23 protein-coding genes are annotated in these 23,684 nt (G+C 68.7%); 17 read left to right on the forward strand and 6 right to left on the reverse strand.

From position 1 onward, the window contains the following. Nucleotides 1-89 precede the first annotated feature (89 nt). Entirely contained in the window at nt 90-980 is an 891-nt protein-coding gene (locus EV643_RS20030; RefSeq protein WP_133801623.1) for a GNAT family N-acetyltransferase, read from the forward strand. Between the two features lie 113 nt (nt 981-1,093). Further along, nucleotides 1,094-1,981, forward strand: a complete 888-nt coding sequence (locus tag EV643_RS20035) for a GNAT family N-acetyltransferase (protein WP_133801624.1) — start codon at nt 1,094-1,096, stop codon at nt 1,979-1,981. Nucleotides 1,982-2,130: 149 nt separating this feature from the next. On the opposite strand, the gene EV643_RS20040 is transcribed toward EV643_RS20035, so the two are convergent. Together EV643_RS20040 and EV643_RS20045 are read right to left on the reverse strand one after the other, a co-directional pair. Further along, nucleotides 2,131-2,586 (reverse strand): MaoC family dehydratase, encoded by a 456-nt coding sequence (locus EV643_RS20040; RefSeq protein ID WP_133801625.1) that lies wholly within the window; start codon nt 2,584-2,586, stop codon nt 2,131-2,133. A gap of 30 nt (nt 2,587-2,616) precedes the next feature. Beyond that, the gene (locus EV643_RS20045) at nt 2,617-3,378 is read right to left on the reverse strand and encodes an SDR family oxidoreductase (RefSeq protein WP_133801626.1); all 762 of its coding nucleotides are present in this window, start codon (nt 3,376-3,378) and stop codon (nt 2,617-2,619) included. 147 nt (nt 3,379-3,525) lie between these two features. Between EV643_RS20045 and EV643_RS20050 the strand changes: the two genes are divergently transcribed. From EV643_RS20050 to EV643_RS20065, 4 genes are read left to right on the forward strand one after another with little or no spacing between them, the layout of a single operon-like run. Further along, complete coding sequence (locus EV643_RS20050) at nt 3,526-3,897, forward strand: acyl-CoA thioesterase (RefSeq protein WP_166665509.1); 372 nt, start codon at nt 3,526-3,528, stop codon at nt 3,895-3,897. Next, nucleotides 3,894-4,325, forward strand: a complete 432-nt coding sequence (locus EV643_RS20055) for an acyl-CoA thioesterase (RefSeq protein ID WP_133801628.1) — start codon at nt 3,894-3,896, stop codon at nt 4,323-4,325. Before EV643_RS20050 ends, EV643_RS20055 begins: the two co-directional genes overlap by 4 nt. Before the next feature lie 6 nt (nt 4,326-4,331). Continuing rightward, a complete protein-coding gene (locus tag EV643_RS20060) occupies nt 4,332-4,757 on the forward strand; it encodes a globin (RefSeq protein ID WP_133801629.1) in 426 nt (141 codons plus the stop codon). A gap of 25 nt (nt 4,758-4,782) precedes the next feature. Continuing rightward, nucleotides 4,783-5,214: an OsmC family peroxiredoxin gene (locus EV643_RS20065; protein ID WP_133801630.1), complete on the forward strand. Its 432-nt coding sequence runs from the start codon at nt 4,783-4,785 to the stop codon at nt 5,212-5,214. A 51-nt stretch (nt 5,215-5,265) separates the two neighbouring features. Here EV643_RS20065 and EV643_RS20070 read toward each other — a convergent pair whose 3' ends face one another. Next, a complete protein-coding gene (locus EV643_RS20070) occupies nt 5,266-6,078 on the reverse strand; it encodes a mechanosensitive ion channel family protein (protein WP_133801631.1) in 813 nt (270 codons plus the stop codon). A gap of 78 nt (nt 6,079-6,156) precedes the next feature. Between EV643_RS20070 and EV643_RS20075 the strand changes: the two genes are divergently transcribed. From EV643_RS20075 to EV643_RS20105, 7 genes are all read left to right on the forward strand, one after another. After that, nucleotides 6,157-7,149: a DUF2157 domain-containing protein gene (locus tag EV643_RS20075; RefSeq protein ID WP_133801632.1), complete on the forward strand. Its 993-nt coding sequence runs from the start codon at nt 6,157-6,159 to the stop codon at nt 7,147-7,149. A 69-nt stretch (nt 7,150-7,218) separates the two neighbouring features. Next, nucleotides 7,219-9,336 (forward strand): 4-alpha-glucanotransferase, encoded by a 2,118-nt coding sequence (malQ, locus tag EV643_RS20080; protein WP_133801633.1) that lies wholly within the window; start codon nt 7,219-7,221, stop codon nt 9,334-9,336. 122 nt (nt 9,337-9,458) lie between these two features. Next, nucleotides 9,459-10,055 (forward strand): lytic polysaccharide monooxygenase auxiliary activity family 9 protein, encoded by a 597-nt coding sequence (locus tag EV643_RS20085; protein ID WP_133801634.1) that lies wholly within the window; start codon nt 9,459-9,461, stop codon nt 10,053-10,055. Nucleotides 10,056-10,132: 77 nt separating this feature from the next. Then, nucleotides 10,133-10,414 carry an aa3-type cytochrome oxidase subunit CtaJ gene (gene ctaJ / locus EV643_RS20090; protein WP_133801635.1) on the forward strand — a complete coding sequence of 94 codons (282 nt, stop codon included), beginning with the start codon at nt 10,133-10,135 and terminating at the stop codon, nt 10,412-10,414. Further along, nucleotides 10,401-10,799 (forward strand): DUF5130 family protein, encoded by a 399-nt coding sequence (locus EV643_RS20095; RefSeq protein WP_133801636.1) that lies wholly within the window; start codon nt 10,401-10,403, stop codon nt 10,797-10,799. The genes ctaJ and EV643_RS20095 overlap by 14 nt, the downstream gene beginning before the upstream one ends. Before the next feature lie 5 nt (nt 10,800-10,804). Beyond that, on the forward strand, nt 10,805-11,380 hold the full coding sequence (locus EV643_RS20100) for a GNAT family N-acetyltransferase (protein WP_133801637.1): 576 nt from the start codon (nt 10,805-10,807) through the stop codon (nt 11,378-11,380). 69 nt (nt 11,381-11,449) lie between these two features. Then, nucleotides 11,450-12,076, forward strand: coding sequence for a response regulator transcription factor (locus EV643_RS20105; RefSeq protein ID WP_133801638.1), 627 nt, complete (start codon nt 11,450-11,452; stop codon nt 12,074-12,076). On the opposite strand, the gene EV643_RS20110 is transcribed toward EV643_RS20105, so the two are convergent. Both EV643_RS20110 and EV643_RS44945 read right to left on the reverse strand, forming a co-directional pair. Beyond that, nucleotides 12,069-13,535 (reverse strand): dynamin family protein, encoded by a 1,467-nt coding sequence (locus EV643_RS20110; RefSeq protein WP_133801639.1) that lies wholly within the window; start codon nt 13,533-13,535, stop codon nt 12,069-12,071. The two genes, EV643_RS20105 and EV643_RS20110, sit on opposite strands and share 8 nt — an antisense overlap. Then, nucleotides 13,528-15,774: a dynamin family protein gene (locus EV643_RS44945; RefSeq protein WP_133801640.1), complete on the reverse strand. Its 2,247-nt coding sequence runs from the start codon at nt 15,772-15,774 to the stop codon at nt 13,528-13,530. The genes EV643_RS20110 and EV643_RS44945 overlap by 8 nt, the downstream gene beginning before the upstream one ends. A 55-nt stretch (nt 15,775-15,829) precedes the next feature. Between EV643_RS44945 and EV643_RS20120 the strand changes: the two genes are divergently transcribed. Next, nucleotides 15,830-17,038, forward strand: a complete 1,209-nt coding sequence (locus tag EV643_RS20120) for a hypothetical protein (protein WP_133801641.1) — start codon at nt 15,830-15,832, stop codon at nt 17,036-17,038. Here EV643_RS20120 and EV643_RS20125 read toward each other — a convergent pair. Continuing rightward, nucleotides 17,035-18,594, reverse strand: coding sequence for a fibronectin type III domain-containing protein (locus tag EV643_RS20125; protein ID WP_133801642.1), 1,560 nt, complete (start codon nt 18,592-18,594; stop codon nt 17,035-17,037). The genes EV643_RS20120 and EV643_RS20125 overlap by 4 nt on opposite strands. A 153-nt stretch (nt 18,595-18,747) precedes the next feature. On the opposite strand from EV643_RS20125, the gene EV643_RS20130 reads away from it, so the two are divergent. The 3 genes from EV643_RS20130 to EV643_RS20140 are packed head-to-tail and all read left to right on the forward strand — an operon-like array spanning nt 18,748 to nt 23,682. Then, the gene (locus EV643_RS20130) at nt 18,748-19,425 is read left to right on the forward strand and encodes a Pvc16 family protein (protein ID WP_133801643.1); all 678 of its coding nucleotides are present in this window, start codon (nt 18,748-18,750) and stop codon (nt 19,423-19,425) included. 37 nt (nt 19,426-19,462) lie between these two features. After that, a complete protein-coding gene (locus EV643_RS20135; RefSeq protein ID WP_133801644.1) occupies nt 19,463-21,517 on the forward strand; it encodes an ATP-binding protein in 2,055 nt (684 codons plus the stop codon). Nucleotides 21,518-21,543: 26 nt separating this feature from the next. Beyond that, the gene (locus EV643_RS20140) at nt 21,544-23,682 is read left to right on the forward strand and encodes an Hsp70 family protein (protein ID WP_133801645.1); all 2,139 of its coding nucleotides are present in this window, start codon (nt 21,544-21,546) and stop codon (nt 23,680-23,682) included. Nucleotides 23,683-23,684 lie beyond the last annotated feature (2 nt).

Raw genomic sequence — 23,684 nt, forward strand, 5'->3', positions numbered from 1 at the left:
CGGTCGATCCCAAAGTCGGCCGATGCGCTACCGAAGTCGTAGCGGTAATTGAATGGTGGCTGCCGGGGCGGGCTGGTTATCGTCCGGGCATGGATCTCAGAACCGCCGTACCGGAGGATGCCGAGGCCGTTTCGGCGGTACGCCGTGCGACGTACCCCTACGCGGTGACGTCACCAGCGACGGTGAGGCAGTGGATCAGCTCGCAGTCGCCGACCAAGCAGGCCCTGCGTCTCGTCGCCGAGGTGGACGGCTCGATCGTCGGCTGGGGTTCGGCCGGGTTCAACACGTGGACCAGCGAGCCGGGGCAGGGGAATCTGTCGATCTGCGTGCACCCTGAGCACCGCCGGCAGGGGATCGGCAGCGCGCTGATCGACCGGTTGCACGAGCACCTGACCGGGATCGGCGTCGTCCGGGTCCGCGCGTTCGCGGATCCGGTCGGGGTCGGCTTCGCCCGCAAGCGTGGGTACGACGGGACGCGGCAGATGCACTACTCGGGGATCGACCCGCGGGTGCTGCCGGACCAGCCGCCGACGCCGGAGGGGATCCGGTTGGCGGCCATGGATGCGGTGGATCCGCGGCAGGCGTACACAGCCGACACGATCGCGTCGCTCGACGAACCAGGTGATTCGCCGCTGGACTCGATCGACTACGACGAGTGGCTGAAGGAGGTCTGGGACTCGCCCGCGCTGGACAAGTCGCTCAGCGTCGCGGCTCTCGCGGGGGACGAGGTCGCTGCGTTCACGGCGGTCGAGACGGACGGTGACCGGGCCTGGTCGGGGATGACCGGCACCATTCCGGGGTACCGGGGTCAAGGGCTGGCGAAGCTGGTGAAGTCGGTCGCGCTGCGTCGCTGTGCGGCCGCCGGGATCACCGGGGCGTTCACCTCGAACGACGACGAGAACGGTCCGATGCTTGCCATCAACAACTGGCTCGGCTACCGCCGGGTGCAGACGGAGACGGGCCTGCTGCGTACGCTCTGACCACGAGGCCTGCCTACGCTCCGAAGTTTGGCGGCGTGTTAACACAGCTCCGGTAGTGATTGCCTCAGGCCCCGGGTTATCTTCGCGACAACCTCGTCCGAAGGAGGTCCCCGATGGAGATCAGGCCCGCGGTGCCGGCCGACATCGAGTCGGCCCTCGCCCTGCACGATCAGGTCGCTCCGTATCTGGTTGTCACCGGCACCCAACTGCGGCATCGCCTCCGTGACCGGACCGTACCGCCCGGGAGTGGTACTTTCGCGGCGCTCGATGGTAGCGAGGTGGTCGGCTGGGCCTCGACCGGGATGATCGCCGGATCCGATCCGCTGGACGGGCAGCTCCGCGTGCTGGTCCACCCGGATCATCGGCGGCGGGGGATCGGCACCCGGTTGCTGGAGCTCGCCCACGCCAACCTGAAGGAGGCCGGCGCGGTCAGCGCGCGGGTCTTCGCCGAGCCGGCCGCGGCCGAGTGGGCGGCGGGCTGGGGGTACCGGCAGACCCGGCAGGTGTACTACGCGGGCATGGACCCGCGGCTCGCGCCCGAGTTGCCGCCGGTGCCGCCGGGGATGCGGCTGGCCGCGCTGGACGAGCTGGATCCACACCAGATCTACGCCGCCGACGAGGTTGCCCAGCGCACCAAACCCGGGGATGCCAGGATCACCACCCGCCCCTACGCCGACTGGCTGGCCGGCACCTGGGAGATCCCCGGCATGGTGCTCGAGTTGAGCGTCGCGCTGCTGGACGGTGATTGCGTGATCGGCTTCACGATCGGTAACGGCGACCATCACAAGGTCTGGTCCCAGATGACGTCGACGCTGCCCGAGTACCGCGGCCGGGGCTTCGCCAAGCTGGTCAAGTGCGCCGCGCTGCACCGTGCGGCCGAGGCTGGTGTCGTCGGTATGTACACGGCCAACTACGACGGAAACGGCCCGATGATCGCCGTCAACGAGTGGCTCGGCTACCAACGCCTGGCGACGCACGCGGTCCTGATCTGTCCCCTCTGAGCGCCCCGATCGCCCACCCCGAATCTCAGAGGCTGACCCACCAGCTTCATGGTTGCCCCCTGAGAATCTCGGTGGGCACCATGAACCTCGAAGGTTAGCCTCCGAGATTTCGCCGGGGGCGGAGGTGGGGCGGGGGCGGGGGCGGGGGCTCAGGGGACGAGGAGTACGACCGTCTCGGCGACGCAGGCGGGTTTGGTGCTGTTCTCCAGTTCGATCACCCACTGGAGTGAGACCTGGATGCCGGCCGGAGTCTCCTGGGCGCCGGCGATCGAGGCGCTGGCGCGGACCCGGGCGCCGACCGGGACCGGGGCGGGGAAGCGGACCTTGTTGACGCCATAGTTGAGCTTGGCGGTGACACCGGAGACCGAGAACAGTTCGTCGCCGAATCGGGCGATCATGCTCAGGGTCAGATAGCCGTGCGCGATCGTCCCGCCGTACGGGCCCTTCGTGGCCCGGTCGACGTCGACGTGGATCCACTGGTGGTCACCGGTCGCCTCGGCGAACCGGTTCACCTGCTCCTGGGTGATCTCGAGCCACTCGGACTCGCCCAGCTGGGTGCCGACCGCGTGCACGACCTCGTCGACACCGGTGAAGGACTGCGCCATGATCCGTCCAGCTCCTGTCAGTTGCGCGGTTCAGTTGCGCGGGCCGCCGGCGACGTACAGGACCTGGCCGGAGACGAAGCCGGCCTCCTCGCTGCAGAAGAACGACGCCGCGGCGGCGATGTCGGCCGGCGTACCGGTCCGGTTCACCGGGATGGTCGCCGCGGTGGCCTTCTTGAACTCCTCGAAGTCGACCCCGACCCGGGCCGCCGTGGCCGCGGTCATGTCGGTCTCGATGAATCCGGGCGCGATCGCGTTCGCGGTGATGCCGAACTTGCCCAGCTCGATCGCCAGCGTCTTCGCCAGGCCCTGCAGACCGGCCTTGGCGGACGCGTAGTTCGCCTGGCCGCGGTTGCCCAGCGCGGAGGTGGAGGAGAGGAACACCATCCGGCCGTAGCCCGCCTCGACCATGTGCGCCTGGCAGGCCTTCGACATCAGGAAGCTGCCGCGCAGGTGCACGGACATCACCGTGTCCCAGTCGTCCTCGGACATCTTGAACAGCAGGTTGTCGCGCAGCACGCCCGCGTTGTTCACCAGGATCGTCGGCGCGCCCAGCTCCGCCGCCACTCGAGCGACCGCGGCGGCCACCTGGTCGGACTTGCTGACGTCGCAACCGACCGCGATCGCCTTGCCGCCGGCCTCGGTGATCGCGTCCACCGTGCCCGCGCAGGCCGCCTCGTCCAGATCGAGCACGGCGACCACGTTGCCGTCGGCGGCGAGCCGCTGCGCCACGGCGGCGCCGATTCCCCGGGCCGCACCGGTGACGATCGCCACCCGCCCCTGCTGCTCGCTCATACCTGCTCCTTCTGGCTCGTAGTCGGGGATGACATTACCCACGTTCCGTCACGGCGGAAGTGACGCGGATGCGATGATCGCCGTGTGCATGATCACAGCACCGGTCACAACCGTCACGTCTATCACTGTCCGCTCCGCTGGGGTGACATGGACGCTCTCGGTCACGTGAACAACGGCCGGTACGTCGACTACCTGCAGGACGCCCGGGTGGATTTCCTGTTCCGGACCGCCAAGGAGCTCGGCGCGGACGACCTGGAAACGGGCCTGCTGGTGGCCAGGCATGAGGTGCACTACCGGGCGCCGCTGGTGTTCCGGGACGAACCGGTCCGGATCGAGCTGTGGATCAGTGAGATCAAGGCAGCCTCGTTCACCGTCGACTACGAGATCCTCGACACCGAACCACGCCGCACGTACGTCGAGGCGCGCACCCGGCTGGTCCCGTTCGACTTCGGCGCCGAGCGGTTGCGCCGGATCAGCCCGGTCGAACGCGAGGCGCTGAGCAAGCTGGTAGGCGCATGAGCACCTTCACCCATCCGGTCCTGGTCCGCTGGTCCGACATCGACTCCTACGACCACGTCAACAACGTCCGGTACTTCGACTACCTGCAGGAGGCCCGGATCGCGTTCCTCGCGGACGTGTTCCAGACTCCCGGTGTCTTCTTCGACGAGTTCCCGTGTGTGCTGGTCAGCCAGACCGTTGACTATCTGCGCCCGATCCTGCTCCGGCATCCCCCGTACGACGTGGACGTCTGGGTCGAGGCGGTCGGCGGTACGTCGTACACGCTGGGCTCGAGGATCGTCGATCGCGGTGGTGAGACCGAGCTGGTCTACGCCAAGGCGACCTCGGTGCTGGTCGCCGTGGTGCCGGAAACGCACGCCAAGCGGCCGCTGGCCGAGGCCGAGCGGGTGGCCCTGGTCGGGCGGCTTCCCAGCGACTTGAGACAATGATCAGTGATGAGTGAGCAGCAGCAGGAGACTTTCTACGACGCCGTCGGCGGGGCGGACACGTTCCACCGGCTGGTGGCGGCGTTCTACCGCGGCGTCGCCGCCGACCCCGAACTGCGCGCGATGTACCCGGAGGAGGATCTCGGCCCGGCCGAGGTGCGGTTCCGGATGTTCCTGGAGCAGTACTGGGGTGGACCAAAGACCTACTCCGAGCAGCGCGGGCACCCTCGGCTGCGGATGCGGCACGCCCCGTTCGCCGTCACCCCGAGCGCACGGGACCGCTGGCTCGGCCACATGCGAGCCGCGCTGGACGAGATCGCACTGCCGCCGGATCGGGACGAGGAGATCTGGACCTACATGGTGATGGCGGCGCACAGCATGGTGAACACCGACGAACCGCAGTACCCGGGCGCGATCGACGTGTCCGGCAACTGAGCTCTTCGAAGGAGAAACAACGAGCATGGCCGCTACCCGTACCGCCAAGGCCCACTGGGAAGGTTCGCTGCTGGAGGGGGCCGGTCAGGTCAACCTCGAGTCGTCGGGCCTCGGCACTTTCGACGTGACCTGGGCCGCCCGGACCGAGGACGCCGCGAGCGGCAGGACCAGCCCGGAGGAGCTGATCGCCGCCGCCCACTCGAGCTGTTTCAACATGGCGCTGTCGAACATTCTGGCCAAGGCCGGCAACGCGCCGGAGTCGCTCGACACCACCGCCGAGGTGACCTTCCAGCCGGGTGAGGGCATCACCGGCAGCAAGCTCTCGGTGAACGGCAAGGTTCCCGGCCTGACCGCGGACGAATTCGCCCAGTTCGCCGAGGACGCCAAGAAGAACTGCCCGGTCTCGCAGGCCCTGACCGGCACGACGATCACTCTGGACGTCACCTTCACCGCCTGAGAAATTCAGCTCGATCCGACGTCCCGCAGGCGCCGTACTGCGGGACGTCGGTCAGGCGGAAGGTTCGTGGCCGCCGGAGGATCGGGCCGGTGCTTCGGCGGCGGGCTCGGTCGGGGCCTCGACGGCCGTGAGGTGTTCGTCGGACTTCTCCGCGGCGCTGCCGACACCGGTGGAACCGGCGTTCGGGTTGCGGTTGGTGAGGTTGCCGAGGCGCATGACTTCGCCGTTGCGGACGTACCAGATCGTGCCGTCCTCGCCGCGCAGCTGGGTGACCCGGAGGCCGACCGACAGGACCTCGCCGGTCGCCTTCTCCATGTCGACCAGGTCGCCGACGCCGTACTGGTCCTCGAAGATCATGAAGATGCCGGCCAGGAAGTCCTTCACCAGCGTCTGGGCGCCGAACCCGAGCGCGACGCCGATGATGCTCGCGGACGCGACCACCGGCAGGATGTTGAAGCCGAGCTCGGCCAGCACCATCACCACCGCGACGGCGGTCAGCACGATCGTCACGGTGCTGCAGAGCAGCGACGCGATGGTCTCGGCGCGCTGCGCCCGGCGTTCGTTGGCCAGGGTGTTCTCGACGAACTCCTGACCCCGCTTCGACTTGGCGAGCACGCCCGCGACCGCGCCGTTGCCGGTCCTTCGGGCGAACCTGCGGATCACTTTGTGCAGCAGCCAGCGGAGCAGGAAGAAGCCGACGATCAGCCCGATGATCCGGGCCGGGACCACGATGATCTGGTCGGTCACCTCCAGGTTGCCGTCGTTGCCGCGGCGGAAGAACGCCGGGAACTGTTCCGGCAGCGACAGCCCGGAAAACAGGGGGTGACTGATCAGGGACAGGGGGTGACTGGTCAGAATAGGCATCTCGACCCACTTTAGTGACCGCCGCCTGAATCGCCCGCACGAACCCGGGACCGACGCTGCGAGGAGGAAAGACGGGATATGCCGAGCCGGCTTGATGACGAGCTGACGCGGCTGGTGAGCGCGGGGGTGCTGCGCCAGTACCAGGCCGATTCATTGCGCGACGCTGCCGCCGCCGATTCCGGTGAGCCGCGGCCGGCCGCCGAGCCTGAGCCGGCCGCCACAGCGCCCAAACAGCAGCGGACGCCGCCGGTCGCGACGCACTCGTCCGCCCTGATGGAGGTGCTCGGGTACATCGGTGGCGCGCTGCTGCTCGGCGCGGTCGCCCTGCTCACCGTCGCGAACTGGGGCGAGATGGGCCGCGCCGCCCGGGTCAGCACCGGGACCAGCGCCGCCGTCATCCTGCTCGCCGCGGCCGTCCTGCTGGCCGTATTCCGCCGGGCCGACCAGCTCAGCTCCGCGTTGGCGTCGCTCGGCTGCTGTGTGGCCGGGTTCGCCACGTACGTCGCGATCGAGGATGCCGCGGGGCGGATCACCGGGGTCGCCGTCGCGCTGGCGCTGGCCGCGGCCGGGATCTGGTGGCTGCAGGGCTCATCGTTGCTAGTGGCAACGTTCGCGATCCTGGCCGTCGGCGTGCTGGTGGTGACCTCGGACGTACTCACCCCCGATGACAGTGTGCACACGGACAGTGCCGGGATCGCCGGGACCGGGTTCATCCTGGTGGCGTTCGTGTTCGCGATGCTCGGGCTGGTCCGGGATCAGGTCAGCTCCTGGTCGCTGGCCGGCGCGGCGATGTTCAGTTCGTCGATCTGCTGGCTGGTGCAGGATCGGGGCGAGGTGATGGCGCTGGCCGTCGGTACTGCGGGTCCGGCCGCGCTCCTGGTCGCCTACGGTCGCCGCCACGCGTCGGCCTACGCGGTGGTGGGGTGCTCGATCCTGTTGGTGATCTGGCCGATCTCGCTCTACCAGCTGACCGACAACCTGGCCGGGGTGGCGATCGGCCTAGTGGTGGCGAGCGCGGTGTTGCTGCTCGCGGTGCTGCTGTTGTCGCGTCGCACCCGCGGATCGACCTAGGGCCTGTCTGACGGGCCCTAGACGCGCGTCGTTCTGCTGTCTGGCCTCTGATACGGCAGACTCGCAGGCGTGACAGCACCCACCCCGGCCCTCGTCGAACTCGCCGTCGCGCACGGTGTCGCCACGGAGTACTGGGACTGGCAAGGCAGACACGTCCAGGTCACCAGTGAAGTGGTGTCGGCCGTGCTCGCCGCGCTCGGCGTCGACGCGTCCACGCCGATCAAGGCCGCCGATGCCTTGGCCGAGTACCAGGTGGCCCGCTGGCGCCGGGTGCTGCCCGCGACCCTGGTGATGCGTGAGGGCTGGACCCCGTGGTTCGCCGTCCACTTGCCGCATGGTTCGTCGGCCGAGGTGTGGGTGGATCTGGAGGATGGCGGTCAGCGCCGGGACATCCCGCAGCAGGAGCACTGGGTCGAGCCGGAGTGGGTCGACGGCGTACAGACCGGAGAGGCGACGTTCCAGCTGCCCGGGGATCTGCCGCTGGGCTATCACCGGCTGTGCGCGCGGATCGGCAACAGCCCGGAAATCTTCACCGGCACGGTGATCGTCACGCCGAAGCGGCTCGAACCGGAGAAGTTGCAGCGCACCTGGGGCTGGGTGCTGCAGCTGTACTCCGTCCGCTCGCGCCGGTCGTGGGGAATCGGCGACCTGCACGATCTCGGCGACCTCGCGGCCTGGTCCGCCAACGATCTGGGTGCCGGGTTCGTCCTGGTCAACCCGTTGCACGCGGCCGAGACGGCCGGCCGGATGGAGCCCTCACCGTACCTGCCGGCCTCCCGGCGATTCGGGAACCCGCTCTACCTGCGGGTCGAGGACATCGACGAGTACGGCGACCTCGCGCCGGCCGAGCGAGACCGTGTCCGCGCGCTCTCGTTGCAGTCTCGGGCGCTGAACGAAGACGGCACCGCGCTCGACCGGGACACCGTGTGGGCCGCGAAACGGGAGGCGCTGAAGCTGCTGTTCGGCGTACGTCCGTCCATCGGCCGGATCGCGGAGTACGGATCGTACTGCGACCGGGAGGGGCACGGGCTGATCGACTTCGCGACCTGGGCCGCGCTGGCCGACGTACACGGGCCGGAGTGGTCCAAGTGGCCGGAGGAACTGCGCGATCCGGCGTCCTCCGCGGTTGTTGCCTTCCGCAACGAGAACCCGGACGCGGTGGAGTTCCACTGCTGGTTGCAGTGGCAGCTGGACGAGCAGCTGGGCCGGGTCCAGGCGCGAGCCCGGAACGCGGGGATGTCGCTCGGCGTCATGCACGACCTGGCCGTCGGGGTGCACCCGGACGGCGCCGACGCCTGGGCTCTGCAGGACGTGTTGGCCAGCGGCATCCACGTCGGCGCGCCACCGGACGCGTTCAACCAGCAGGGCCAGGACTGGTCGCAGCCGCCGTGGCGACCGGATGCGCTGGCCGAGACCGGGTACGCCGCCTGGCGGGACCTGGTCCGCGCGGAGATGCGGCACGGCGGTGGACTGCGGATCGATCACATCCTCGGCATGTTCCGGCTCTGGTGGGTGACGTCGCCGGAGCGGCCGACCGAGGGCACGTATGTGCGGTACGACCACGAGGCATTGGTCGGAATCCTTGTACTCGAGGCGGCCCGGGCCGGTGTGGTTGTGGTGGGCGAGGACCTCGGTACGGTCGAGCCGTGGGTGCGCGACTACCTGACCGAGCGCGGGGTGCTCGGGACGTCGGTGCTGTGGTTCGAGCGGGATGCCGCTGGACGTCCACTCGCGCCCGAACGGTGGCGCGAGCTATGCCTGGCGACCGTGACCACGCACGACCTCCCACCGACGGCGGGTTATCTGGCCGGCGATCACGTCGAGCTGCGCAACAGGCTCGGGCTGCTGACCCGGCCGGTCGCGGAGGAGTTGGAGGTCGACGAGGCGGACCGGGACTCGTGGCTGAACGCACTCCGCGAGCGGCATCTGCTCGGCGACCAGGATGGTGACGTCGAGCGGATCGTGGAGGCGCTGCACCGGTACGTCGCGCACACTCCGGCGAAGTTGGTCGGCGTCGCGCTGACCGATGCGGTGGGGGAGCGGCGGACCCAGAACCAGCCGGGCACGACGGACGAGTACCCGAACTGGCGGATCCCGCTGGGCGGACCGGACGGCGATCCGGTGATGATCGAGGACCTGCCGAACAACACCCGGCTCCGGCGGCTGATCGGCGTACTCGGGCACTGACTTTCCGTCATCGGATGCTCACGAACCGTTGACAATAGATTTGAAAACTTGTTATCTATTGCCTGAAGGTGCCTTCATTCCCAACCGCCCCCATTCGAACGGGAATCCGAAGGAGTGTCCCCATGAAGCGTGCACGCAAACTGAGACTCGCCGGTGTCGCCGTCGGCGCGCTGTCGCTGACGGTCGTCACGTCCGTCCCGCTGGCCTACGGCCACGGCTACACCACCGCACCGATCAGTAGAGCAAAGCACTGCGCAAATGGGACCGTGCATAACTGCGGCCAAATCCAGTGGGAACCGCAGAGCACCGAAGGCCCGAAGGGGTTCCCGAGCGCCGGACCGCCAGACGGGAAACTCTGCTCGGCCGGGTTGTCGCAGTTCGCCGAGCTGGATGGTCAGCGCGGCGGCGCCTGGCCTGCCACGCAGCTCAGCTCTGGTCAGAGCTACACGTTCCGCTGGCACCTGACCGCTCCGCACAGCACAACCGACTTCAAGTACTACATCACCAAGCAGGGCTGGAATCAGAACGCTCCGCTGACCCGGTCGGCGCTCGAGCTGACGCCGTTCCTCACCGTCCCGATGAACGGCGGCCGCCCGGCCAACGACGTCTCCCACCCCGGCACCCTCCCGACCCGCTCCGGCCGGCACATGATCCTCGCCGTCTGGACGATCGCGGACACGGCCAACGCCTTCTACCAATGCTCGGACGTCACCTTCTGACCGAGTCTTTGCACCTCCGGAGCCGGGCCGCCTGCCCTCGGCCCGGCTCCGGATCACCATGGCCTAGGCTTCGGAGTGTGATCACTCAGCTTTCCGGCCACACCCTGCTGGTGTTCGTCGGCATCCCGGCGCTGGTCATCGCGGTCGTGGCTCTGCTCGTCTTCGCGTCGTCGATCGCGGACGGCCCGCGGTACCGCCCAGGCCTGTCCTGGTGGGCCCCGCCGGTCTGGATCAACGGACCCGAGACGACCAAGCCGGACCCGGCGAACCTGCCCGAGCTGCCGGCCGGACCCAGCACCACCGCGACCGCCGGTACCGGCGTCGCCCGCACGACCGGAGGCGCAAGTGCCAGCTGGTGACGCTTTCACCCCCGAGCAGCTGTACGACATCGAGCGCGCGGTCCGGCACGCCGAGGAGGCGTCCGGCCTGAAGTTCTCGGTGTACGTCGGCGGCGCGGACTCCGAGACCCGCCCGTTCGCCCTCGAACTGCTGAACGAGCTGCCTGATCCGGACCACACCGTTCTGGTGTACGTCGACCCGGCCGGGCGGCGGTTGGAGATCGTCACCGGTTCTGCGGCGCGACGGCAGTTGTCTGACACCTCGGCCGGGTTGGCTGCGCTCGCGATGCAGACCTCGTTCGCTACTGGTGACCTGACCGGCGGTCTGGTCACGGGTGTCCAGCAGCTCGGCCAGCACGCGCACCAGCCGACGCTGCTGCACGCGAACGAGCCGCACCAGCAGTAACGGCTGTGCTGGAACCGACCGAGATCCAGGCCGGGGACGTCTACCTTCGGCCGTTCACGCCGTACGACGAACCGGCGGTGGCTGAGGCTCTCGCGGATCCGGACATCCTGCGGTGGACGGCCGGGAATGCGGTGATCCAGACGCCGGCCGAGAAGCGGGCTCGTAAGTGGCTGGAGAGCCGGATCGATTGCTGGGCCCGTGGTAACGCGGTGTTTGCGATCGCCGATTCATCGACGAAGGTGTTGCTGGGCTCGGTGACGCTGCGGGATGTGAATCGGGTGCCTCAGCAGGCGGTGGCGGCGTACTGGGTCAACCCTGCCGCGCGTGGGCGTCGGCTGGCGGCGCGTGGTCTTGATGCGGTTGTGCGGTGGGGCTTCAGGGCTCGGGCTGAGGGCGGGCAGGGGTTGCATCGGGTGTCGCTTGATCATGCGCTGGTGAATGAGGGCTCGTGCCGGGTCGCTACGCGGGCTGGGTTTCTGCTGGAGGGGACCATGCGCGAGTACTACGTCGAGCTGGACGGGCGTCGGCATGACTCCCATTTGCACAGTCGGCTCGCTTCGGATGTTGTGGAGCCGCTGTAGAGCTGGTGTGGAGCCGGCGTTGAGCGTCGTTCGCGAGGGTGGTGGTCCACACCTTGGGGAGGGGCTCCGATGAGTACGCCGATTTTGACCTACGTCCATGGCAGCGACCCGATCTCGCGGGCTGGGGTGATCAGTCAGCTTCGGCCGCGGCCGGAGGTTCGGCTGGTGCATGAGATGGAGGTCGATGAGGCGGCGGTCGCTGTTGTCGTGACCGATGTGCTGGATGAGGAGACCGCTCGGACCATGCGAGCGCTCCGACGGGGGGACAGTCCTCGGTTGATTTTGGTGGCGACTGTGCTGGATGAGGCTGCGTTGGTGGTTGCGGCTGAGCTGGGGGTTGGGGGGCTGCTGCGTCGGATCGACGCGACGCCGGATGCGTTGGTTCGGACGATCACTCGGGTTGCGGTGGGGGATGGGGAGATTCCTGGGGATCTGCTGGGGCGGTTGATGGAGCAGTTGGGGCGGTTGCAGCGGCAGGTGCTTGCGCCGCGGGGGCTGACGTTCACGGGGCTGAGCCCGCGGGAGATCGACGTACTGCGGCTCGTGGCCGACGGGCTCGACACGGGGGAGATCGCTGAGGAACTCAACTACAGCGAACGAACCGTGAAGAACGTCCTACATGAGTTGACCACGCGTCTGCAGCTGCGGAACAGGTCGCACGCGGTGGCGTATGCCGTCCGCGAGGGTCTCATCTAGGGGCTAGGAGGCCTTCTAGGGTTCGGGTGGCTACTCGGGCGGCTAGTTGGGCGGGGCGGGGGGTCAGGGGGTGGGTGGCGAAGGATTGCCAGGTGGTTAGGCCGGTCAGGGCCGCCTCGCGGATGGTGGTGGGGGTTGCGTCGGGGGGTAGGCCCAGGCGGGAGGCGGGGTCGTGGCCGGAGCCGCCTAGGAGGCGGTCTAGTTCTTGTTCGCGTTCGGTTTTGAGGGCGATGCCGCCGGTGCGGAGGTCGGAGAGTAGGCGGAGTTCCTGGAATTCGTGGGCGCCGGCGCTGATCTCCTCGACCCGGGACTGGAGTTCGGTGGCGGATTCGAAGTCGCCGGTTCGGAGTAGGTCGGCGAGGGCCGCGACGGCGGAGTAGGCCTTGAGGACGCGGCTGCGGGCTTCGAATTGGCGGATCAGGATTTCTCGCAGGCGGTTGAGGCCGCTGCGTTCGGCGAGCTCGGTGCTGAGGTCGGAAGAGGTGGAGGCGGCCCCGGTGCGGAGTAACTCGACGCTCAGACGTACGCCGTACAGGCCTAGTCGTTCGAGTAGGTGGGTGCGCTCTAGTTCGGTGACGGGGAGACCGGTCGGGGTGGAGGTGAAGCGGTCGGCGGTGAGGAGGAGTTCGGCGAGCTCTTCGATCGGGGCGCGCGCGATCGTGACCAGCAGGGCGAACTCGGCCTCGCGCAACGTGGTCGCGGTGTGGCCGAGCAGGCCGTTGACCGGGACGATCACGGGGCACAGTCGATGCAGTCGTGGTTCGGCCTCGTACCGGCGGGCCACGCGTTCGGCGACCTCCATCGAGTCGAGGCGGCAGGAGCCGATCTCGTCCGCGCGGGACAGTACGCCGATCGCGTTCATCGGCGTACCGTGCGCCAGTTCGTCGTCGTGGAAGGACTCCAGGAACCGGATGTCGCTCGAGTGGGTGTGCCGGAGCAGGTAGAGGATCGCGTCGGCGACCGGGACCTGGCCGTCATCGGCGGCGAGGACGCGATGGGTGCGGGCGGACACGTCGGCCGAGATCGAGGCGATGCCGGGGGTGTCGAGGATGGTCAGGTCGGTCAGCCGGCTGGTCGGCCAGCCGATCTCCAGGTGATCGACCTGATCGGGACTCAGGCCGCCGAGATCGACCTGGAGTGCTCCACCGTCTCGCTCGTACGGGCGTTCGCGGGGCTTGCCGTCGAGCGGGTGAAGGGTGGCGTGCGGGCGGTCGCTGCGGGAGTACCAGGTGACGATCCGGGTGCACTCGCCGGCGTCGGTCGGGGCCAGTTCCTCGCCCAGCAAGGCGTTCAGCAGCGTGGATTTGCCGGCCTTGATCTTGCCGGCGATCGCCAGCCGCAACGGTCCGGTCAGCCGTTCGTGGATCTCGTCCAGCCGGGCCCGGTCTTCGGGTTTGCGGGCGGCTTTCCCGGCCTGCTTGATCACGGCGAGGATCCCGGCCGTCAGCTCGTCACTCATCGCCGTCCACCTGGTTGTCGTCGATCGCGGCCTTCACGCTGACACCGATCCCGATGCCCGCTGCGGCGCCGATTCCGGGCCGGGCCGCGGCCAGCGCGACCTCTCGGAGTCCGGAGCGCAGGGAGCGGAGGCGCTCGTTCTCGGCGGACAACTCGGCGGCTCGGGCGGCCTTCGCCTCCGGGGCCAGCCGGGAGCTGCGGTCGGCTGCGGACAGGGCAGCGCTCGCGGAGCGGTGGATCAGTCCGGCTCTCTCCTGGAAGTCGTCGCGCAGTTGGCGTTGGGTCTTGCGGAGGCTGTCCCGGGTGTCCTTGTTCATCACGAACGCCACCTCGTCGACGTACCGGCGTACGGCGGCCTTGGCCTGCTGCTGGCGGTAGGTGCGCTGGCGTTTCTTCTCGTCCTTGAGCAGTTTGGTACCGATGCCCGTGCCGAGCACGACCGCGACGCCGGCGACCGCGAAGGGCGAGAAGACGATCGAGCCGAGGCTGAACACGATCATCGGTACGAACACGCCCGCCCGGCCCGCCATCATCAGCGACCCGAGCCGGCCGCCCGGCATCGACAGGGATGAGGCCGACGCGAGCTCGAGCTTGTCCAGATCGGCGCTGAACCGGGACAGCTCGACGACGACGTCCGTCCCCGCCTCCAGGTCGAACGCCTCCGCGACCCGCTCGCCGAGGGTGCGGGCCCGCTCGATCAGCAGGTCCCGGTTGGCCACACCGGCGGCCGCGACCTGGCGACGCAACCAGACCTCGGTGTCGGCCCAGGTCTCGTTCGGATCGGCTTGGTCGATGATCGTCTCGACGTCCTTCATCACCGTCCGGAGGCGGCTCTGCAGGTCGTGTTCGACATCGGCGACCAGGTCGGCGATACCGTCGGACAACGTCTGCTGCCAGGTCGCACTGGTCGAGGTCAGCGCAGCCGCCTGGTCGCGGGCCTTGGCGAGGTTGGAGACGACCTTCGGTTGCTGCTGGGGTGCGGTCAGGACGACCCGTTCGGCGTCGGACTCCTGGGCCAGCTGGGTGGCGACGAAGTCGACCTCCTGGGCGATCGTGGCCGCGGCCCGCGTCGTCCCCGGTACTACGACGGCGGTGGCGAGGAACTCCACCAGCGGGGCGAATCCGCTTTCCTCGTTGAGTTCTGGGCGATTCGTCGCTCTCAGGCGGAGGAAGGAGGAGACGGGGACGATCGGCAGGTCGAGGCCGGCCTTGGCGAGGTGGCCGGTGTCGAGTTCGACGATTCGTCGCCAGTGGCCGTAGAGGTCGGTCTTGGTGATCACGACGGCCGCGGTGGGGCAACGTTCGACGGCGGTCTGGAGGAATTCGAGTTCGGGGGCGGTCAGTTCCTGCGCGGCGTCGGTGACGAACAGGATCGCGTCGGCTGCGGCGAGGGCGGCCAGGGTGAGCTGGCCGTGGACGGAGTCGAGTCCGCCGACGCCCGGGGTGTCGAGCAGGATGAGGCCGGACTTCAGCATCCGGTGTGGGACTTCGACGGTGACGGACTGGATGCCGCCGTCCGGCGAGGTGCCGGGGGACTCCGAGACGAGTTGGGTGATCTGGTCGAGGGGCGCCGGGAAGCCGACCGGTTCCGCGGCGGGGTCGCCTTGGCGGTACGCGGTCAGGCCGGGGCGTTCGCCGTACCGGATGAGGGTGGGGACGGCGGTCACGATGTCGGCGTCGACAGGGCAGACGGCGGTCTGGAGGAGGGCGTTGACGAGGGTGCTCTTGCCGCGCTTGAACTCGCCGACGACGACGGCGGTGACGGTGCGCGCATCGAGTTTGGCCTGGGCGGTGTTGAGGCGCTTGGTGAGGTCGGGGCGGTGGCGCTGTGCGGTGAGGTTGCGGCCTTCGTCGATGGCGGCGATCAGTTGGCCGACGTTGGTGCGGGCGCGGGGTTGCGACGGGGGCCCGGGTAACGGGACCGGGGCGGGCTGGGGTGCGGTCGGGTCAGGGCTGGGGGCAACGGGTTCAGGCTCAGGCGCGACGGGTTCAGGTTCGGGGGCGACGGGCTCGGGTTCGGGGGCGACGGGCTCGGGTTCGGGGGCGACGGGCTCGGGTTCGGGGGCGACGGGCTCGGGTTCGGGGGCAACCGGCTCCGGCTCAGGCGCGACAGGCTCGGGTGTCGGGGGTTGCGGGGGTGCCGGCTCGGTCTCCGCGGACCAGGCCAGGAAGTGATTGCAGGACACGCAGAAGGTGGCGTCGTCCTGGTTGGCGCGTCCGCAGTTGCCGCAGCTGATCATCGGTGGTCCGATCCGACACAATTCGCCCGGAATCGACCATAATCGACTCCAAGGGGTGACGTCAGCGGCGTCACCGGGGGAGGTGGCGACCATCGAGGACGTCTGCACCGCATGCGGGGAACGGAACCCCGCGGGCTCGGCCTTCTGCCTGTACTGCGGCGTCTACCTCGGCTGGAACGAGGCGGACCGGCAGGACGGTTCAAGCACGCGGACGCCTGTCGGCGCGCCAGGCGGGGCTCCATCAGGCACCACCGACGAGGGAAGCGGCGGACAGCGCGGCGCCGGGTACGCAGGCGGAGCCGAGCACGGCGGTGGACAGCGCGGCGGTGTGGCGAGCGGAGCGGAGTACGGCGGGTCTGGGCACAGCGGGTCCGGAAACAGCGGGGCTGGACAGGGCGGGTCTGGATACGGCGCGGCGGGGCGGGGTGGGCTCGGGTTGGCGGGGGAAGGTGCGCCCGGGCTGTTGTGTCCTCAGTGCGGTCACCCCAACGAGGTGAGCCTGCGGTTCTGTGGGAAGTGCGGGCAGGTGCTGCGGCCGACCCTGCAGGCGATTCGCCCGGCGGCGACCCAGGTGCGACGGTCCTGGTGGCAGCGCTTCTGGGATCCGGCCGACCGGCGCGCCCGCCGCGACTACCGCCGCAGCCTGCCCCCGCTCTACCGCTGGCGCCGGGTGATCGTGATCGTCTTGACTCTCGCCGCGGTCTTCGCCGGACTGTCCGTCGTCGGTAAGAACCCGGTCGGCTGGGCGAAGGACAGGTACCACGACCTCCGAGGCACCCTCGTCGTCCCCAACGAGGTCGTCTACACAGCTGATCCACCAGAGTCCGTCGCTGATAATCGCGACGTCGCTGCATTGGGCTCTCCCGCCGTAGACGACGCGTGGGTTACCGCGTGGCCACAGACGTTCATTCCCATCAATGGCTGCGGTGGAGAACAAGCGGCCCCAGGCATGATCCGGCTGACGTTCAGCGAGCCGGTCCGGATCCGTGAACTGAGAGTGCTGTCCGGCTTGCCCCCTGCCGATTCGCAGCGACCGCTCTTCTACAGCCCCAGGACACTGCTCGTGATGTACGGAGCCGACCAGTGCGCACAACTCGAGCTGCGGCGGGACGTGCCCGAGGTTCAGCGGCTGGAACTCGACACGAAGGAAGCAGTCGCCAGCCTCACCATCGCGATCGCGGCCGACGCCTATCCTGGCCGCGAGAACGGGCAGCAGGCTTTCGTCGCGATCACGACCCTCACACCTCTCGCGCGTCCTCATTAGCCCCGCGGCGTAGCCGGCTCGTAGGTCAGGCAATCGACGCCGCTGACAACGACGTTCCTGACCTTTTCGGAGTTGCAGAGAGAGGCAGCGCTGGTCCGGGAGTTGGTCGGCCCGACGTACAGGACCCAGTCGTCATCGAGCCGCGCGTTCTGCCCGTCGACGAGGCCTGGATACTGGCTCTGAGCGTGAACCAAACCTGCCTGCACGTCTGCGTCCACCAGCTTCTGTTGACGCTCCCTCATCCGCTCCAGTCCGAACAGATTGTCTCCAGGCTGGAACTCGATCACAGCGATCCATTGGCCTGGCGTGAAGGGGTCCGTGCCGCCTCCACCCGGCGTGCTCGCCGAGTCTGTTGGTTGGCTGGGGGTGGTGCCGACAGACTCAGTCGGTGCTGTGCTGTTTCCTCCTGGGTCGGGGGAAGCCGAGCTCGATCCACTGGTCGGCGGTGGGGGCGGGCCGGTGGTGGCCGAAGCTTTGGATGTTACGGCGCAGGCCTCTTCGGAGGGTGGTCCTTCGCGTTTGCCGTTAATACCGAACAACTTGAAGCAGTACCTCATCCCTCCCTGTAGCTTCTCGATCTTCTTGACCTCTTGCATCCCGTCGATCCCGCGTTCTACGCCCTCCACAGCCTTGGTTGCGGGGTTGATCTGCTGCAGACCGTAGGAGTCGATGTTCTGCAGGCGCTTCCAGGAGAGTTCAACAGTGGTGGAGTTGAGCGCGGCGGCACGCAGTTCTGGGGTCAACGGAGTCGTCGTACCGTCGCCGTGAGCTTCCGCCACACCAGGACCCCGGGTGAGTGCGAAGACGAGCAGGCCAACGAGTGCCGCGCCGATGACGGTGGCTGCCATCACGGTGCCGCGGGAGAGGATTGGTTTTTGGGTCAGGGCTCCGTCGACCGATGGGCGGGATGGGTCGATTCCCGGTACGTCGGGGAGGCCGGCCGGGCGAGGCGGGTCCGGTTCGCCGACGACCTTGAACGGGAGGCGGGTCGGCGAGCCGCGGAGTACGGGTTTGCGGGTGCGGACCTTGAGCCGGGCGGTCACGGTGGCGCCGAGCGGTACGTCGACCACTTCCGGGCGGACCAGGAATCCGAGCGCTTGATCGGGATCGGAGGCGACGATCCGCAGCCGGGCCGGGGAGTTGCCCCAGTTGCTGAACTGGACCGTGTGCAGTCCGCGCCAGCGACCGGATGACGTGACCGGGGTCAGCTTGGCCTGCAGACCGAAGACCTGGCCGATCTCGAGGGTGCCTTCCACCACGGCGCTGTTGAGGGCGTCCACCTGCGACTTGGCCCGGATCCCGAACGGCACGGTGCCGCCGGGTGCGTCCGGACCGCTGGGCGGGCTGAAGACGATCGTGGCCGTCTCCTGCTGTTGCGGGTAGACGGACAACACCGGCGGCGTCACCACGGCCCACGGGATCGGTTGCTCGCCGACGACGTCGAGGGTGTAGCTCTCGACGATCGTGCCGGGGTTGAGCACGGTGACCACGGCGACCGCCTGACCGCCCGGTTCCACGGCCAGCTGCGCGGTCTCCAACCGCAGTACGGGATCCACTGAGCCCCTCCCCAAGTCCGCCCTGGTCTCAGGCTAAGGCGTCTGGACCGGTGAGGGCAGCACTCATTGCTTGCCCGATCGGGCAAGCAATGGTGCCCCGGCATCGTCCCCGGCCTGCTGCCCGGCCGGTCGCGGCGGCGGAACACTCGTGTTGTGATCCAAGAGGTGGATTCGGCGCTGCAGGCCCTGATCCAGCGCGAGGCGGTCGGCGCGCGGGACGTCGAAGTGGTGTTCGACGCCCCGACCAAGGACTGGTCCAGCCGCCGCAACGCCCCCACCATCGACGTCTACCTCTACGACATCCGCGAGGATCTGCGCCGGCGCGAGCGTGGTCTGCTGAACGAGTACAACGAGGACCGGCACATCGCCGCCCGGCACCTGCCGCCGCGCTATTTCAAGCTGTCCTACCTCGTCACCGCGTGGACCCAGCGGCCGGAGGACGAGCACCGGCTGTTGTCCGGACTGCTGTCCTGCTTCCTCCGGCACGACGCGCTGCCGGAGGATCTGCTGACCGGTCCGCTGGCCGAGCTCGGGTTGGGCGTACCGCTGACGATCGCGCTGCCGCCGCCGGAGGACAGGTCGTTCGCGGATGTCTGGTCCGCCCTCGGCGGTGAGCTCAAGCCGTCGCTGGATCTGGTGGTGTCCGCGCCGACCGCGACCGGCCGCGTCTACCCGGCCGCGACGCTGGTCGACCAACCACCTCGCGTCTCCCTCGGCGGCACGGACGGCTGGCCGCCGCGCGAGGACGCTCCCTCGGGTACGCCGCCTCGGCGCCCGGGTGGCACGCCGCAACCGGCCAACCCACGCAAGGCCCGCAGGCGGACTGGATGAAGGCGATCACCATCGGGTGCGCACAGGGGATGGCGCCATGACGGTCCGCGCGGATGCGTACGGCTTGAACTATCTGCTGGCTCGCCTGGGTCTGGTCGAGGACCGGGTCCGGGCGCTCGTCGCTGCCCGTCGCGCGGACGACCCGGCGATGGACGATCCCTTCCGCGGTCTGTACGTCAACGACGAGCTGGTCGACCGCCTGCTCGAGGGTCACGGGCACACGGCTGCTGTAGACCAGGCCGCGTACGCCGAGCTGGAGCGGTCCGCCGACCAACTGGTTGCTGAGGGCAACACGATTCGATTGCGCTCGCTGGTGGCCGACGCCGGGCTGTCGGAACTGGACACCGAACTGCTGGTTATCGCGCTGCTGCCCGATCTGGACAGCCGGTTCGAGCGGTTGTACGGGTACCTCAACGACGATGTGACCCGCCGTCGTCCGAGCGTGGGCCTCGCGCTCGACCTGGCTGGGGTGTCCCCGATGTCCGCCGTCGCCCGGGGCCGGTTGACCGCGACCGGTCCGTTGGTCGATCGGGGTCTGCTGATCGTCGAGGACACCGATCGTCCCTTCTTGACCCGGGCTCTCAGGGTTCCCGATCGCGTCACAGCACACCTTCTCGGCGACGATCTACCCGATCATCGGCTGATCCCGATGCTCGACGAACCGACGCCGTACCGGACGGCGGTGAGCGCGGATCTCGGCCGCACCCTGGCGTCCGGGGTACGGCTGGTTCACCTGCGTGAGCATGAGACGGGCACAGGACAGTCGATCGCCGCGGCGGCCCTTGCCGCTGCCGGCCGGGGGGTGGTCGCGCTCGACCTCAGCCTGCTGGCGCGCGACTCTGATCCGCTCGGCCTCGCCGTGATCGCCGGCCGGGAAGCCCTGCTGCGCGGAGCCGGCCTCATCGCGGGACCGGTCGAGGCTCTGGCGGAGGCGTCCCTCGAGTCCTTACATACGTTAAGTAAGTGGGATCTTCCGGTGATCTTCGTCGGTACGACGACCTGGGACCCACGGTGGAGTCCGCAGACCCCGCTGACCCTGGATGCGCCCGTCCTCGGCGCGCACGACCGGATCGACCTCTGGCGCGAGCATCTGAACGGATCGCCCCTCGACCCCGAAGCGCTGGCGGCTCATCTCGCACTTGGACCAGGTCAAGTAAGAAAGGTGTTCCGGACCGCGGCCGCATCGGCGCTGCTGGCGGGCACGACGATCACCGCGGCGGACCTGCGCCGCGGCGTACGGGCTCAGAACGCCGCCGGACTCGAACGTCTCGCCCGGCGGATCGAGCCCGAAGTCGGGTGGTCTGATCTCGTCCTGGCTCCGGCCGTACTGCGGTCGTTGCAGGGGTTGGCGGCTCGGGCGCGGCATCGGGAAACCGTGTTGACCGACTGGCGGATGCGGCGTGGTGGTGGTCGCGGGCGCGGTGTGACGGCGTTGTTCGCGGGCGATTCGGGCACCGGCAAGACGATGTCCGCCGAGGTGATCGCCACCGAACTCGGGCTGGACCTCTACACGGTCAACCTGGCCACGGTGGTGGACAAGTACGTCGGCGAGACCGAGAAGAACCTGGAGCGGATCTTCACCGAGGCGGCCGGGGTGAACGCGGTGCTGTTCTTCGACGAGGCCGACGCGATTTTCGGCAAACGCAGCGACGTCCGCGACGCCCACGACCGGTACGCCAACATCGAGAGCGCGTACCTGCTGCAGCGGCTGGAGAGCTTCGACGGACTCGCGATCCTGGCCACCAACCTGCGCGCCAACATCGACGAGGCGTTCACCCGCCGGCTCGACGCCATCATCGACTTCCCGGCGCCGACCGCCGATCTCCGCGCCCGGCTCTGGCACCAGTGCCTGGCCCCACCTCTTCCGCTGGGCGACGACCTGGATCTGGAGTTCTGCGCGGAAGCCTTCGAATTTGCCGGCGGCAACATTCGGTCCGCCTCCATCACCGCCGCCTACCTGGCCGCCGAATCCGGCGGGCCGGTTCACATGGCCGATCTGATCACCGCGGTCGGCCAGGAATACCGCAAACTCGGTCGGCTCGTGCTGGAGCGGGAATTCGGTCCCTATTATCCACTCCTCGAATTAAGATAAGGAGGAATCCATCCGGGGTGGGGGCGATGGGATACCGGTTAGCGGTCGATCTGGGGACGACATTCACCGCGGCCGCTAGCAGCGGCGACGGCGGTGCGCCCGTCATGCTCGGGCTGGGCAACCGGGCGCTCCAGGTCCCGTCCGTCCTGTATCTGCAGGAGGACGGTGAGTTCCTCGTCGGTGAGGCGGCTGAGCGTCACGTTGGTGATGATCCGTCGCGGCTGGTCCGGGAATTCAAACGCAGGCTCGGCGATCCGGTACCGCTGCTCGTGGCGGGGAAACCGTTCTCGGCCCAGGCGCTGCTGGCCAAGATGTTGTCCTGGGTGGTCGCGAGGGCGACGGAGCGACTGGGTGCTCCGCCGGACGAGGTCGTGCTGACGTACCCGGCGGACTGGGGCGCCTACAAGCGCGACCTGGTCGATCAGGTGATCGCGTTGGCCGACATCGGCCCGGCGATCACCTGTCCGGAGCCGCAGGCCGCCGCGATCCAGTACGCCGCCGGCGCCCAGCTCGCGACCGGGGATCGCATCGTCATCTACGACCTCGGCGGCGGCACGTTCGACGTGTGCGTGATGGAGCGGGCCGACAACGGGTTCGCCATCCTGGGTACTCCGGAGGGCATCGATCAGCTCGGCGGTGTCGATTTCGACGAAGCCGTCTTCCAGCACGTGGTCGGCGTACTCGGGCCGGCGATCGAGGAGCTCGACCCGGACACCGCCGAGGGGCGAACCGCGTTGGCCCGGTTGCGCCGGGATTGCGTGGAGGCGAAGGAGGCCCTGTCGGCGGACGTGGACACGCTGATTCACGTCGCCCTTCCGGACCGGAGTACGTCGGTCCGGTTGACCCGGGCGGAGCTGGAGACGTTGATCGCCCCCGTGCTGGACCAGACCTTGCAGGCAACGACTCGTGCGTTGCGAACGGCCGGTACGACGACCGACCAGCTGACCGCGATCGTATTGGTCGGCGGGAGTTCGCGGATCCCGCTGGTAAGCCATCTGCTGCAGGCCGAGTTCTCGACGCCGATCGCGCTGGACACCCACCCGAAGCACGACATCGCCATGGGGGCAGCGAGGTTCGAGGTGAACCCGCCGACCACTGTGCTGCCCGTGGTTCCCGCGGTCGAGCGGGAGGTCGCGCCGGGCACTCGTCGAGCGATCGCCATTGCCGGCGCTGCGGCCGCCGTTGCCTGTGTTGCGACCGCGGTGGTGTTGCTGACCACCGGCGACGGGGATCCGCCGCAGGTCGGCACGCAGCCGACAACGGCCCTCAGCAGTTCGCAAGCGGTCAAGGGCCCGGGGTTGTACGGACTGGCGGTCAGCTCCACCGGGACAACCGCCTACCTCAGCACCCTCAGCGCGAGCTCGGCGACGGCCGTCGATCTGAAGACCGGGAAGCTGAGCTCGATCCGGGTCGGCAGCCAGCCACTGGGGATGGCAGTCGGTGGTGGTCACGTGTACGTCGTGAACCACGGCCCTGGCACCGTGACCAGACTCGATGAGAAAACGTTCGAACCGGTGGACTCGATCCAGGTCGGCCGGCTTCCACAATCGATCGTGATCGACCCCGGCGACGGCACCGGGTATGTCACCAACACCAGCGACGACACCGTCTCGGTCATCGAGGAGGGCACGGTCAGGACGCTCGTCGAGGTCGGTGATTGGCCCCTGAATCTCGCCATCGACGGCACGGCGAATCGCCTCTATGTCGTCAATGTCGTTTCGAACAGCGTCTCCGTGATCAGTACGACGACCAAGAAGGCGGCGAGACCTGAGCTCCGTGTCGATCGGCGTCCGCACGCGATCGCCGTCAACCCGGCCGACGACCGCTTGTATCTGACGCACGAAGGATCGAAGAGCATCACCGTCGTCGACACCGAGGCGATGGAGATTCTCCGGCGGATCACGCTCGAGGCGGTGCCGTCCGAGCTGGCGTTCGGTGGCCGCACCTTGTACGCGACGCTGAAGGACACCGATCAGGTGGCCGTGATCGACACCGGGACCGCGCAGCCCGGCGTACCGATCGCGGTCGGCGACCAGCCCGTGGCGATCGCAGTCAATCCGGACGGCAACCGGCTCTACGTGACCAGCGACGGCTCCCAAACGCTGACGATCATCAACACCTCCACAAACCAGCCCGTCCGCCCGCCGATCGCCGTCTCCCGGTGAGT

Origin of the sequence: Kribbella caucasensis, assembly GCF_004361855.1 — a bacterium.
Lineage (GTDB): Bacteria > Actinomycetota > Actinomycetes > Propionibacteriales > Kribbellaceae > Kribbella > Kribbella caucasensis.